Raw genomic sequence first — 14,076 nt, 5'->3', positions numbered from 1 at the left:
CACATGGGATCCACTACGGGCATCCTCAAAACCCTCCGCCGCGTCCTCCGTCCCGAGAAGGCCCCTCCGCCACGCTCCGGACGGCCGATCGCGCTCGTCTACCGGGGCCCGGCCTCCATCGCCGGATGCTCGGAGGCGGTCGCCGGATTGCTGGAGGCCAGCCGCTGGGGCTTCGACGTCCGCTACACCGGCCCGCACGAGGAGGTCCCGCTCACGGCGGAGGCGCTGGCCCAGGCCGCCGTGTACGCCCAGCCCGGTGGCGGGGATCTGGACCGCGGCTACCGGCACCTCAGGCGGCATCGCGGCCTGCTCCGTGACTTCGTCGCCAAAGGCGGCCGCTATCTCGGTTTCTGCCTCGGCGGCTATCTCGCCGGAGCCACCCCGGGGTTCGCCCTGCTGCCGGGCGACACCGACCAGTACATCGCCACACCGGGGGCGACCGTGGAGGACGAGGAGGACACGCTCGTCGACGTGCGGTGGCGCGGCCGGGACAGGAGCGTGTTCTTCCAGGACGGCCCCTGCTTCCTGCTCGAACCGGACAACAAGGCCAGCGTCCTCGCCACCTACCCCAATGGCGCCGTCGCCGCCCTCGTCACGCCGTACGGCGCGGGCCGGGTCGCCGTGGTCGGCCCGCATCCGGAGGCCACCGACGACTGGTTCACCGACGCCGGTCTGCCGGTCCGGCAGGCGCAGGACCTCGGTCTCGACCTCGTGGACGCGGCGATGAGCGGGTGAACCCGTGACCCGTGTGATGCATGAGACAATTCACCCTAAATGTTACTATTAGGGACGAATTACCGCTTTCTGCTAAAAATCCCCATTATGGGGGCATGGTGCGTAAATTAGCCGCCCTCGCCGCGAGCCTCACCGTGATGGCGTCCTCGGCCGCTCCGGCCGCCGCGGAGCCGGTCACCTTCCTCCCCGGGTCGGCGGGGGCGGGCGACCCCTACTATCCCCTCCAGGGCAACGGCGGCTACGACGTCGGGCACTACGACCTGCGCCTGCGGTTCGACCCCGACGACCACGAGGTGGACGCCACCACGACGATCACCGCGACCGCCGTCCAGAACCTGTCGCGGTTCAACCTCGACTTCTCCGGGCCGCCGATCAGCGGCGTGACGGTGGACGGCGCCCGGGCCTCCTACCGCCGCGCCGGTCAGGAACTGGTGATCACCCCTGCCAAGGGACTGAGGTCGGGGAGCACGTTCACGGTCGCGGTCTCCTATGCCGGCACGCCGAAGGCGGTCTCGGACGCGACCGGTCGCCAGGGATGGATCAGGACCAAGGACGGCGCGTTCGTGGCATCCCAGCCGGACGGCGCGCGCAGCTGGTTCCCGGCCAACGACAGCCCGGCGGACAAGGCCACCTTCTCCTTCCGGGTGTCCGCACCCGAGGATCTCACCGTGCTGGCCAACGGCGAGCACACGGGGACGGACGGCGCGGACGACGACGGCTACAAGACCGTGCGGTGGGAGATGAGGCAGCCGATGGCGCCCTATCTCGCCACGATCGCGATCGGGCACTTCGTGGTCAGCGAGGGCACGGTCGGCGGCATGCCCAACGTGACCGCCTACGACCCGTCGCTGGCCGAGGAGTCGAAGAACCTGCACGACGTCACGGCGAAGGCGGTCGCGTGGGGAACCAAGCTCTTCGGCCCCTACCCGTTCTCCTCCACGGGCGGCATCGCCGACGGCAACGGCTCCGTGACCGCCCTGGAGACGCAGGGCCGGCCCGTCTACAGCGGCGGCCCCACCGACGACTCGGAGATCGTGCACGAGCTGGCGCACCAGTGGTTCGGTGACAGCGTCGGCGTGCAGAGCTGGCGCGACATCTGGCTCAACGAGGGCTTCGCGACGTACGCCGAATGGCTCTACCAGGAGCAGCACGGCGGGCCGTCCGCCAAGGAGATCTTCGACCGGCACTACCGGAAGACCGGCCACTTCTGGAACCTGAAGACCGGCGATCCCGGCCAGGAGCACATGTTCGACGAGGACGCGGTGTACCTCCGGGGCGCGATGACCGTCCACGCCCTGCGCACGAAGATCGGGGACAGGGTGTTCTTCTCCCTGCTGAAGACCTGGGCGCAGGAGAACAGGCACGGCACGGCGACCACGGCCGACTTCGTCAGCCTCGCGGAGAAGCTCAGCGGGCAGAACCTCCGCTCCTTCTTCGACGCATGGCTCTACCAGGCGAACAAGCCCCGGCTCTGAACCCGGCGACTATCGCTGGACAAGGATGGACCGCACGCCGGGGAGGACGGTGGCGCGGAAGGTGGCGTCGAGTTCGGCGGGGGTGGCGGCGATGTCGCCGTCCACCCAGCCGCGCAGCAGTGCCAGGAAGGCGCCGGCCACGCAGATCACCAGGCGGTCGAGCGCGGGCGACGGCCGGGCGCCCGCGGCGAGGAGTTCGTCCCTGACCACACGGCCGAGTATCCGCTCGCCGCGTGCCGGCACCAGGCCGCCGCCGCGCCGCCCCAGTAACGCGCGTACGAGCCGTCGCTGCTCCCGCACGTGCTCGAACATCGGCAGGCTGAAGGCGAAGAGCTCCCCTGGAGCAGCGGAGGTCTCCGGGCGCAGGAAGGCGAGCTGCTCGATGTTGCTGACCAGGACGTCCTGCTTGTCGGTGAAGTGCGCGTAGAACGTCGACCTTCCGACGTCCGCCCGGTCGATGACGTCGGTCACGGTGACCGCGTCGTAGCCCTTCTCGAGGATCAGCGCCACGAGCGCCTCCTGGATGGCCCGCCTGGTGCGCCGCACCCGCCTGTCGTCGGACATTTCGCGGCTCCTGTTCGGTTCCGCACACCGCGGCTCGTCTGATCGTTGACGGGGGCACCATAGCGAACAGAGCATTCATTACCGAACAGACAGTTCGGCGATGGAGGACCGCCATGGGCTTGGGCAAGCTGCTGCACGATCACGCCGAGCACGCGGAGGCGGGCGGCACGATCGACCACCCGCGCGCGTACGAGATCTTCACTTCCATCGGCTACGGGGGAGGCCGCCGGGCCGCCTTCACCCGCGTCGCCATGCAGGCCAGGCCACGCGCCGGCCACCGAATCCTCGACGTGGGGTGCGGCACCGGCTACCTCACGCGGATCCTCGCGCCCGTCGTCACCCCCAGCGGGCACGTCACCGGGGTCGACCCCTCTCCCCCGATGGTCGAGTACGCCCGTCGCCGGGCACCCGGCAACTGCACGTACGTCGTCGGCGAGGGCCAGAGCCTGCCGTTCCCCGACGGCTCGTTCGACGCGGTGGTCTCCAGCCTCGCGGTCCACCACATCCCCGGGGACGCGCGGCCGCGAGCGTTGCGCGAGATGTTCCGGGTGCTGCGCCCGGGCGGCCGTCTGGTGATCGCGGAGTTCCGGCCTCCGGCCAGTCCCCTGGCCGCCCGGCTCGTCGGGATGCTGACCGGGCCGGCCATGCGGCACGACCCGCGGGATCTGCTCGGCTCCCTGATCCCGGACGCCGGCTTCCAGATCGAGGACGAAGGCGACCTGCCGGGCCTTCTCTACTACGTCCGCGCGATCCGGCCCGGCCGCTAGCGCGATCGGCCCCGGGGTCGCACGGCCTCGGCGCACTCTCATGGTGCGGGTTTGCCCTCGCGGCGGGCGGGGAGGGGAGGACAGCACCGCCGGGGGATGGTTGCGGACAGCCCCTTTCGGTCTTCACGGCGGCCCGTAAGGAGGGCGGACGTGAGAGCCGCGCCAGGCCCCCGCCAGAAGCGGATCGGGCGGAGCGGGACCGCGGAGGGGTGAAGTGAGCGGACTACCCACCATCAAGAGCCTGGACGAGCTGACCGAGCTCGTGGAGCACCGGCCCGGCCTGCACCTGCGGTACTCCAAGGGGCCCGAGGCCGACGCCGGCAAGCCGAGCGTCGACTACGAGAGCCGTCTGGAGCTGCCCGGCCTGTCGGCGACCGTGCTCGACGCCGAGCGCTGGTGGACCCTCCCGCTGCGTGACTGGCTGGCCCGCCAGATCTGCAAATACACGCATCTGGCCGAGAATGACGAGGAACGGCACGCGTGGGTGCTGACCGGTCGTGTGGTGGGCCGCGGCCCCGACCACGAGCCGCTCATCGACCAGGTCGAGCCGGTCGCGTGGCTCGACGACTCGGTGGTCGAGCAGGCGCGTGAGCACTACGAGGAGGTCTTCGACGCCGGCCGCGACTCCACCGGCTGAGGTTCGGGCCGGGGCGCCCCGGGAGGGACGGACTCCCGCCCGGGCCCGCAGCACCTCGCCGTACACCGCGCGGCGAAGACGGGGCACAGACGCGGAACGTGCACGCCGCGGATGTACCCCGAAGTCGTGATCGCCACTGACACGTCGCCTCCGAGGGCGATCCGCAGAGATCGTCCGCCGGGTAGCCTTGCAGGCCGGTGTGCCGCTCCGGCCGCGGCCGCGGTCAGAGGAGGCGTGGCCTTCAGCAGTGCTTTGTATGCTTTCTTTCTCCTGGTCAAACGGCGATCGTGAGGGTGGACATGGTCGAGAGGGCAGGCACCGCGAAGCGCGCGAGACCCGCGCGCGCCGCCGGCGGTGACCCGGAACTGGATCTGCGGCAGCTCCTGGCCGGCCTCACCGCCGTACGGGACGGCGACTTCGGCACCCGGCTCCCGGAGGACGGCGACGGCCTGCTGAAGGAGATCGCGACCGTCTTCAACGGGATGGTCGACCAGCTGTCCCTGTTCACCTCCGAGGTGACGCGCGTGGCGCGCGAGGTCGGCACCGAGGGCCAGCTCGGCGGCCAGGCCGAGGTGCCGGCGGTCTCGGGCACCTGGAAGGACCTCACCGACTCGGTGAACGCGATGGCCGGCAACCTCACCAGCCAGGTCCGCTCCATCGCCGAGGTCACCACCGCCGTCGCCAAGGGCGACCTGTCCCAGAAGATCACCGTCGACGCCCGCGGCGAGATCCTCGAACTCAAGAACACCGTCAACACCATGGTCGACCAGCTGTCCTCCTTCGCCGACGAGGTCACCCGCGTCGCCCGCGAGGTCGGCACCGAGGGCCAGCTCGGCGGCCAGGCGCAGGTCCCCGGCGTCGCCGGAACCTGGCGCGACCTCACCGACTCCGTCAACTTCATGGCCGGCAACCTCACCAGCCAGGTCCGCTCCATCGCCGAGGTCACCACCGCCGTGGCCCGCGGCGACCTCTCCCAGAAGATCACCGTCGACGCCCGCGGCGAGATCCTCGAACTCAAGAACACCGTCAACACCATGGTCGACCAGCTGTCCTCCTTCGCCGACGAGGTCACCCGCGTCGCCCGCGAAGTGGGCACGGAGGGACGGCTCGGCGGCCAGGCGCAGGTCCCCGGCGTCGCCGGAACCTGGCGCGACCTCACCGACTCCGTCAACTTCATGGCCGGCAACCTCACCAGCCAGGTCCGCTCCATCGCCCAGGTGACCACGGCCGTGGCCCGCGGCGACCTCTCCCAGAAGATCACCGTCGACGCCCGCGGCGAGATCCTCGAACTCAAGAACACCGTCAACACCATGGTCGACCAGCTGTCCTCCTTCGCCGACGAGGTCACCCGCGTCGCCCGCGAGGTCGGCACCGAGGGCCAGCTCGGCGGCCAGGCCGACGTCAAGGGCGTGTCGGGCACGTGGCGCGACCTCACCGACTCGGTGAACTTCATGGCCGGCAACCTCACCAGCCAGGTCCGCAACATCTCCCAGGTCGCCACGGCGGTCGCCAAGGGCGACCTGTCGCAGAAGATCACGGTCGAGGCCAAGGGCGAGGTCGCCGCGCTCGCCCAGACCATCAACACCATGGTCGACACGCTGAGCGCGTTCGCCGACGAGGTCACCCGCGTCGCCCGCGAGGTCGGCACCGAGGGACGGCTGGGCGGCCAGGCCGACGTCAAGGGCGTCTCCGGCACCTGGAAGGCGCTGACCGAGTCGGTGAACGTCATGGCCGACAACCTCACCGACCAGGTGCGCAGCATCGCCGAGGTGACCACGGCGGTCGCCCGGGGCGACCTGTCGCAGAAGATCCGCGTCGACGCCCGCGGCGAGATCCTGGAGCTGAAGGAGACCATCAACACGATGGTCGACCAGCTGTCCTCCTTCGCCGACGAGGTCACCCGCGTCGCCCGCGAGGTCGGCACCGAGGGAGGGCTGGGCGGCCAGGCGACCGTACGCGGGGTGTCGGGCACGTGGAAGGACCTGACCGACTCCGTCAACGTGATGGCGTCCAACCTCACCAGTCAGGTCCGCTCGATCGCCCAGGTCGCCACCGCGGTCGCCAAGGGCGACCTGTCGCAGAAGATCACGGTCGAGGCCAAGGGCGAGGTCGCCGCGCTCGCCCAGACCATCAACACCATGGTCGACACGCTGAGCGCGTTCGCCGACGAGGTCACCCGCGTCGCCCGCGAGGTCGGCACCGAGGGCCAGCTCGGCGGCCAGGCCCGGGTGCCCAACGTGGCGGGGACCTGGAAGGACCTCACCGACAACGTCAACTCGATGGCCGACAACCTGACCAACCAGGTCCGTTCGATCGCCCAGGTCACCACGGCCGTCGCGCGAGGCGACCTGACCAGGAAGATCGACGTCGTCGCCCGCGGCGAGATCCTGGAGCTGAAGACGACCATCAACACGATGGTCGACCAGCTGTCCTCGTTCGCCGCCGAGGTCACCCGCGTCGCCCGCGAGGTCAGCACCGAGGGACGGCTGGGCGGCCAGGCCGAGGTCGAGGGCGTGTCCGGCACCTGGAAGCGGCTGACCGAGAGCGTCAACGAGCTGGCCGGCAACCTCACCCGGCAGGTCCGCGCGATCGCCGAGGTGACCAGCGCGGTGACCTCCGGCGACCTGACCCGGTCCATCACGGTCGACGCCGAGGGCGAGCTGGCCGACCTCAAGGACAACGTCAACTCCATGGTGGAGTCCCTGCGTGAGTCGACCAGGGCCAACCAGGAGCAGGACTGGCTCAAGACCAATCTCGCCCGCGTCTCCGGGCTCATGCAGGGTCACCGCGACCTGTCGGCGGTCGCCGAGCTGGTCATGAACGAGCTGGCCCCGCTGGTCAACGCCCAGCACGGCACGTTCCTGCTGGCCGAGGAGACCCCGGCGGGCGCGGAGCTGCGGGTGGTCGGCTGCTACGGCCACCGCGAGACCTCGCGCCGGTACGCCTTCGGCGACTCGCTGGTCGGCCAGGCCGCACAGGCCAGGCGGACGATCCTGGTGGAGGACATCCCGCCGGGCTACCTGACGGTGTCGTCCAGCCTCGGGCAGGCCGGGCCCGTCAACCTCATCGTGCTGCCCATCGTGGTCGAGGACCAGGTGCTCGGCGTGATCGAGCTGGCCAGCCTCGGGCGGTTCGCCAAGATCCACCGGGACTTCCTGGAGCAGCTCGTCGAGACGATCGGCGTCAACGTCAACACGATCGTGGCCAACGCCCGCACCGACGCGCTGCTGGCCGAGTCGCAGCGGCTCGCCACCGAGCTCCAGGTGCGGCAGGAGGAGCTGCAGCGCTCGAACGCCGAGCTGGAGGAGAAGGCGGAGCTGCTGGCCCAGCAGAACCGCGACATCGAGACCAAGAACAGCGAGATCGAGCAGGCCCGTCAGGAGCTGGAGGACCGGGCCCAGCAGCTCGCCCTGGCGTCCAAGTACAAGAGCGAGTTCCTCGCCAACATGAGCCACGAGCTGCGCACCCCGCTCAACTCGCTGCTCATCCTGGCGCAGCTGCTCGCCCAGAACCCCACCCGCAACCTGACGCCCAAGCAGGTGGAGTACGCCAACGTCATCCACTCGGCCGGCACCGACCTGCTCCAGCTCATCAACGACATCCTCGACCTGTCCAAGATCGAGGCCGGCAAGATGGACATCACGCCGGAGCCGGTCAGCCTGCGTCAGCTGCTCGACTACGTGGACGCCAACTTCCGCCCGCTCACCACGCAGAAGGGCCTGCGGTTCGAGGTGACGGTGGCCTCCGACGTGCCGGCCGAGCTGCTGACCGACGAGCAGCGGCTGCGGCAGGTGCTGCGCAACCTGCTGTCGAACGCGGTGAAGTTCACCGAGACGGGCTCGGTCGAGCTGCGCATCGAACGGGCGTCCGGTGTGGCCCTGCCGGACGCCGGCGACCAGGAGATCCTGGCCATCCACGTGGCGGACACCGGCATCGGCATCGCCACCGAGAACCTCTCGCAGATCTTCGACGCCTTCCAGCAGGCCGACGGCACCACCAGCCGCAAGTACGGCGGCACCGGCCTCGGCCTGTCGATCAGCCGGGAGATCGCGACCCTGCTCGGCGGCGAGATCCGCGCGGCCAGCACGCTGGGCGAGGGAAGCACGTTCACGCTCTACCTCCCGCTGGCCCGCGTCGACGACGCCGAGAGGGACGAACCGGAGACCCGGGATGCGCGGCCGCGGCCGGCCGTCCCGCAGCCGGCGCCCGCGGTGGCGCAGATTTCGGGTGGCAGGGACGACGACAGGGCGCGGCGCCGCCTGCTGGTCGTCGAGGCCAGGCCCGGCGGCCTGCTGTCCATGCTGGCCCAGAGCGTCGCGGCCGACCTGCACGACACCCACGGCCCGGTCCAGGTGTCGACCGCGAGCGACGCCCCGTCCGCGCTGTCGATGCTGCGGCAGGAGAGCGTCCACTGCGTGGTGCTCGACCTCGGCATGCCGCAGGACACCGCGGCCGACTTCCTCAAGGGGCTCGACTCCGATCCCGCGCTGCGCGTGCTCCCGGTCCTCGCGCACCACTCGCGCAAGCTGTCGCGCCCGCAGGAGGACCTGCTGCAGGTGCGCTCCCGCAACCAGCCGCTGGAGCGCCTGCCCAGCCTCGACGAGCTGCGTGAGCGCATCACGCTGCACCTGTCCGCAGAGGAGCCCGGCAACGTCCTGCCGCTCGTGCAGACGGCGTCGGAGGAGGGGGCGCAGGAGCTCGGGAAGGTCGACAGCGCGCTCGTCGGCCGCAAGGTGCTGGTCGTGGACGACGACGTACGCAACGTCTTCGCGCTCACCACGATCCTCGAACTGCACGGCATGCAGGTGCTGTACGCCGAGGACGGCCGCAAGGGCATCGAGGTGCTGATGCGCAACGACGACGTGGACCTGGTGCTGATGGACATCATGATGCCGGAGATGGACGGTTACGCCGCCACCGCCGCCATCCGGTCCATGCCGCGTTTCGCCCAGCTCCCGATCATCGCGGTCACCGCCAAGGCCATGCACGGCGACCGGGAGAAGACCCTGACGTCCGGCGCCAGCGACTACGTCACCAAGCCGGTGGACGCCGAGGAGCTCATCGTCTGCATGCAGCGCTGGCTGGACCTGCCCGGCAACGGCGACAGGTAGGCCCGGCCCTCAGGGCCGGCGGGCCGCCGCGGGGGCGGTGCGGCGGCCCCGGACCCGCGCCGCCCGGTGCAGGTCCTCCAGCACCGCCCGGGCGGCCCGCCGTCCGGAGACCAGCGCGCCCTGGTGGGAGCCGGTGTCGCGGTGGTCGCCGCACACGTAGCGGCGGCCGCCGAGTCCCACCGCTTCCAGGCGGACCGGGCGGCGCAGCGGCATCGGGGGCGGCATCGCGGGCAGGGCCGCCTCGATCGCGTAGGTGGCGACGTGCTCCCACGACGAGGTGTCACCGTAGATCTCGGTGAGCCTGGCCCGCACCCGGCGCTCGTCCCGGTCGCCGTGGACGCCGAGGACCGAGGTGGAGATCAGGGCACGTCCGTCGGCGGAGTATTCGGGCGCGGCATCGGTGATCACGATCGTGTCGGTGATCACTCCCTTCGTGTCCACGATCAGCGTGGGCTCGCCGAGGGGCGAGGCCGGGGCGGCGTGGTAGAAGGTCGTGACCGGCCGCATCGCGGGCACCGGCAGGCCGGGCACCAGCCGCCCGGCCGTGGGCGGATCCACCGCCACCACCACGGCCGCACCCGGGACCTCGCCTCCGCCCGCGAGGGCCACACCGTCGGGGGTCAGCGCGCGCACCCGCGTCTCCAGCGAGATCGTGCCCTCCGGCAGCCGGGCGGCGAGCTGCGCGGGGATCCGCTCCATGCCGAGGGCCGGCACGCCGATCCTGCCGCGGGAGAACGACCGCCACAGGAGGTGGAAGATCCGGCTGGAGGTCTCCAGCTCCCGTTCGAGCACGACTCCCGCGAGGAGGGGGCGGAACAGGTTCTCGACGATCTCGGGGGACGCGCCCCAGCGCCGCAGCTCGGCCAGCGTCGTTCGCTCCGCGCCGCGCCGCCGTACGAGGGAGTCTGGCAGCAGCAGGTCGCGGGCGGTCACCGCGGCGAGGACCGCCTTGTCCACCGGTGTGCCGACATGCGCGAGCAGGCCGCTGAGCACGTGCCGGGGATGCCGCCACGGCAGCGCGACCCGCTCGCGCCGGCCGTTCCGGAAGATCATCGCCCCGTTGGTGAACCGCCGCAGGTCCAGCGCGCCGATGTCGAGGACCCGGGCGGCCTCGGGGTAGCTGGTGTTGAAGATCTGGAAGCCCCGGTCGAGGCGGAAGCCGTCCACCAGGTCGGTGCGGACCCGGCCGCCCACGCCGTCGGACGCCTCCAGGACCCGGACCGCCACACCCGCTTTGTGCAGGTGCCAGGCGCAGGCCAGGCCCGCGAGCCCCGCGCCGACGACGATCACCTCGGCTGGCTGTGGCATCAGCGTCCCCCCTTCCGGCCGCCGTACGGCTCCTTCAGGGACTTCGCACCGCGCCGCGGCCGCGGATGCAGCGGCGCCGGCGCGGAGGCCGCAGAGCGGGGGCGAGAGATCAGATCTGTGCTCGTTCACAGGTCTGTACGACGTGCGCGGACTGAAAGTTTCAGTGATCGACAGAGAGGAACCCCCGCGCAGGTGAAGCGGCGGTACACGGCCCTACCAGCCGGAGATCCGCTCATCCGGACGCATCCGATGATTGCGTTCACATCGCTGAACCGGGGGTGATTGACCACACCGCCGGTTTCGCGTTGTGATGGCGCACCTCGGCACCCCCCGCATGACCCTGTATGTCGCACCCGGGCGCACGCGCCCCGGCCCACCCTGTCGCACCGTACCCGCCGCGGCTCGGCCCGACCCCCGGAGGTCTCGCTTCGGACAAGCCCGACCACGCGTCCCGGCGCCGCGCGTCGCGGGCGCCGTCACGGCTCCGCCGTCGGTTCCCATCGGCACCCCTTGGAGTTTGGATGACCACACGACGAAGATCCGCCCTGCTCGCCGCCGTGGCCTCGGCCGCCGCGCTCGCGGGGGCCGCGGTCCTGCCCGCCCTGCCGGCCTCGGCGGCGGCGGGCTGCCGGGTGGACTACCAGGTGACCAACCAGTGGCAGGACGGCTTCGGCGCCGCCGTCACGATCACCAACCTCGGCGACGCGGTCAACGGCTGGACGCTCACCTGGTCGTACGCCGCGGGCCAGACCGTCACGCAGGCGTGGAACGCCACGGTCACCCAGAGCGGCGCGCAGGTCAGCGCGAAGGACGCCGGTTACAACGCGGCCATTCCCACCGGCGGCACGGCGTCGTTCGGCTTCAACGGCTCGTGGAACAACTCGTCCAACCCCGTGCCCGCGAGCTTCGCGCTTAACGGCACCACCTGCACCGGCGGGGTCACGAGCAGCCCCAGTGCGTCTCCCAGTACGTCCCCCAGTACGTCCCCCAGTGCCTCTCCCAGCGCCTCTCCCAGCGCCTCTCCCAGTGCGAGCCCGACGCGGTCGCCGAGCCCGTCGCCCAGCCCCTCGGCGAGCCCCACGAGCATCCCGGCGGGCGCACGGCAGATGGAGGACCTCGGCCGCGGCCTGATCAGCGTGCGGTCGGGCAGCGGCAACCTGGTCTCCTGGCGGCTGCTCGGCACCGAGGACATCGGCACCGGGTTCAACCTCTACCGGGGGTCCACGAAGCTCAACTCCTCGCCGATCACCACCTCCACGAACTACTTCGACTCCGGGGCCGCCGCCGACGCCACGTACACCGTGCGGGCCGTGGTGAACGGCGCCGAGCAGGCGGCGTCGGAGACGTCGCTGCGCCTGGCCAACGGCTACCTGGACGTGCCGATCCAGCCGCCGTCCGGCGGCACCACGCCCGACGGGGTGGCCTACACCTACAGCGCGAACGACGCGAGCGTGGGCGACCTGGACGGCGACGGGCAGTACGAGTTCGTGCTGAAGTGGGACCCGTCCAATGCCAAGGACAACTCCCAGTCGGGCTACACCGGCAACGTGTTCGTCGACGCGTACAAGCTCAACGGCACCCGCATGTGGCGGATCGACCTCGGGCGCAACATCCGCGCCGGCGCCCACTACACGCAGTTCCAGGTGTACGACTACGACGGCGACGGCAGGGCCGAGGTGGCCATGAAGACCGCCGACGGCACCAGGGACGGCACCGGCGTCGTCATCGGCAGTTCCTCGGCCGACTACCGCAACTCCTCCGGCTACGTCCTGTCCGGTCCCGAATATCTGACGATGTTCAACGGCCAGACCGGCAAGGCGATGTCCACCGTGAACTACGACCCGCCGCGCGGCACGGTCTCCTCCTGGGGTGACAACTACGGCAACCGGGTCGACCGTTTCCTCGCCGCCACCGCCTACCTCGACGGCGCCCGCCCGTCGCTGATCATGTCGCGCGGCTATTACACCCGTACGGTCATCGCGGCGTGGGACTTCCGCAACGGCTCGCTGACCAAGCGGTGGACGTTCGACTCCAACTCCGCCGGCAGTCAGTACACCGGCCAGGGCAACCACAACCTGGCCGTCGCCGACGTGGACGCCGACGGCAAGGACGAGATCGTCTTCGGCGCGATGGCGATCAACGACAACGGCTCGGCGCTGTGGAACACCCGCAACGGCCACGGCGACGCGCTGCACGTCGGCGACCTCGACCCGTCACGCGCGGGGCTGGAGGTGTTCAAGGTCGACGAGGACACCAGCAAGCCCGCGGCGTGGATGGCCGACGCCCGCACCGGCTCGATCATCTGGAGCAACGCCTCCTGCGGCTGCGACAACGGGCGCGGCGTCTCCGACGACGTCTGGTCCGGCAGTCCGGGCGCCGAGTCGTGGTCGTCCGCCGTCAGCGGCATCTACAACACGAAGGGGCAGAACGTCGGGCGCAAGCCGGGCTCGGCGAACTTCCTCGCGTGGTGGGACGCCGACCCCGTCCGGGAGCTGCTCGACGGCACCCACATCGACAAGTACGGCACCGGCTCCGACACCCGGCTGCTGACGGCGAGCGGGGTGCACTCCAACAACGGCACCAAGTCCACCCCCTCGCTGTCGGCCGACCTGTTCGGCGACTGGCGCGAGGAGGTCGTCTGGCCGACGAGCGACAACACCGCCCTGCGGATCTACAGCACGACCGCGACGGCGAGCCGGCAGATCTACACGCTGATGCACGATCCGGTGTACCGGCTCGCGATCGCCTGGCAGAACACCGCCTACAACCAGCCGCCCCACACCGGCTTCTTCCTCGGGGACGGCATGGCCACGCCCGCCAGACCGAACATCTATCTGAGGTGATCCCCCGGCGGCGGCCGCGGACATACCTGGCGAGGTCCGCGGCCGCCGCCGAGCACGCCAGAAGCGCTCAGCCCGGGGCCTGCGTGAGGCACAGACCGAGCTGGGTGTACAGCTCCAACTGGTCGAAGTACTCCCGGTGGGTCTTGATCTTGCCGTCCTCGACGAAGGACGCGCAGGTGCCGCGGAAAGTGACCGGGCGACCGGTCCCCTCCAGTTCGCTCCCGTTCGGCAGCAGGACAGGCCCGAGGTGCGTGCCCGTGGCCGTCCACTCCACCATCAAGGGCACGTCGCAGCTGACGGCTTCGTACCACACGATCAGCTGGAAGTCGGGAAAGCTCTTGAAGACCTGCTCGTACATCCACGCGATCTGCTCATGTCCCTCCGCCACACCGAAGGGCGAGACGAGGACGGCGTCCGGACTGAAGGTCTCGAGCACGCCCTCCAGGTCGTGTTCGTTGAGCGCGTCGGCCAGCCGGCGTTTCACAGCCCATGAATCGGACATGGCGACAGTCCTTCGACGGTCGGTATGTAACGCAGGGCAGCAACTTTAGCCAGAGGCCGGTCAGGCCCTGCCCACGATTACCTCGTGGGAGCACCACGAGCGGGTTCCGGTTCCCACACGGTCACGCGGTTTCC

The 14,076-nt window shown here is 70.6% G+C and carries 9 protein-coding genes; 6 read left to right on the top strand and 3 right to left on the bottom strand.

Translation table 11 applies throughout. The features are described from left to right. The first annotated feature begins 3 nt into the window (after positions 1–3). Together HHX30_RS32420 and HHX30_RS32415 are read left to right on the top strand one after the other, a co-directional pair. Entirely contained in the window at positions 4–735 is a 732-nt protein-coding gene (locus HHX30_RS32420) for a BPL-N domain-containing protein (protein ID WP_169986801.1), read from the top strand. A 95-nt stretch (positions 736–830) separates the two neighbouring features. Continuing rightward, entirely contained in the window at positions 831–2,210 is a 1,380-nt protein-coding gene (locus HHX30_RS32415; RefSeq protein ID WP_169986799.1) for a M1 family metallopeptidase, read from the top strand. Positions 2,211–2,219: 9 nt separating this feature from the next. On the opposite strand, the gene HHX30_RS32410 is transcribed toward HHX30_RS32415, so the two are convergent. Beyond that, positions 2,220–2,774 carry a TetR/AcrR family transcriptional regulator gene (locus tag HHX30_RS32410; RefSeq protein WP_169986797.1) on the bottom strand — a complete coding sequence of 185 codons (555 nt, stop codon included), beginning with the start codon at positions 2,772–2,774 and terminating at the stop codon, positions 2,220–2,222. A gap of 113 nt (positions 2,775–2,887) precedes the next feature. Here HHX30_RS32410 and HHX30_RS32405 point away from each other — a divergent pair, with 113 nt between their 5' ends. From HHX30_RS32405 to HHX30_RS32395, 3 genes are all read left to right on the top strand, one after another. Continuing rightward, positions 2,888–3,541, top strand: coding sequence for a class I SAM-dependent methyltransferase (locus HHX30_RS32405; RefSeq protein WP_169986795.1), 654 nt, complete (start codon positions 2,888–2,890; stop codon positions 3,539–3,541). A 214-nt stretch (positions 3,542–3,755) separates the two neighbouring features. After that, on the top strand, positions 3,756–4,178 hold the full coding sequence (locus HHX30_RS32400; protein WP_169986793.1) for a DUF6098 family protein: 423 nt from the start codon (positions 3,756–3,758) through the stop codon (positions 4,176–4,178). 299 nt (positions 4,179–4,477) lie between these two features. Further along, positions 4,478–9,289, top strand: coding sequence for a HAMP domain-containing protein (locus HHX30_RS32395; RefSeq protein WP_169986791.1), 4,812 nt, complete (start codon positions 4,478–4,480; stop codon positions 9,287–9,289). A 9-nt stretch (positions 9,290–9,298) separates the two neighbouring features. Here HHX30_RS32395 and HHX30_RS32390 read toward each other — a convergent pair whose 3' ends face one another. After that, positions 9,299–10,597 (bottom strand): NAD(P)/FAD-dependent oxidoreductase, encoded by a 1,299-nt coding sequence (locus HHX30_RS32390; protein WP_169986789.1) that lies wholly within the window; start codon positions 10,595–10,597, stop codon positions 9,299–9,301. Between the two features lie 521 nt (positions 10,598–11,118). Here HHX30_RS32390 and HHX30_RS32385 point away from each other — a divergent pair. Beyond that, positions 11,119–13,440, top strand: a complete 2,322-nt coding sequence (locus HHX30_RS32385; protein WP_169986787.1) for a cellulose binding domain-containing protein — start codon at positions 11,119–11,121, stop codon at positions 13,438–13,440. Positions 13,441–13,507: 67 nt separating this feature from the next. Here HHX30_RS32385 and HHX30_RS32380 read toward each other — a convergent pair whose 3' ends face one another. Continuing rightward, positions 13,508–13,942 (bottom strand): ester cyclase, encoded by a 435-nt coding sequence (locus HHX30_RS32380; RefSeq protein WP_169986785.1) that lies wholly within the window; start codon positions 13,940–13,942, stop codon positions 13,508–13,510. Between the last annotated feature and the right edge of the window lie 134 nt (positions 13,943–14,076).

The organism is Microbispora sp. H10836 (assembly GCF_012999525.1).
In the GTDB taxonomy this organism is placed as follows: Bacteria; Actinomycetota; Actinomycetes; order Streptosporangiales; family Streptosporangiaceae; genus Microbispora.
This window is presented reverse-complemented; position numbering and strand designations above follow the sequence as displayed.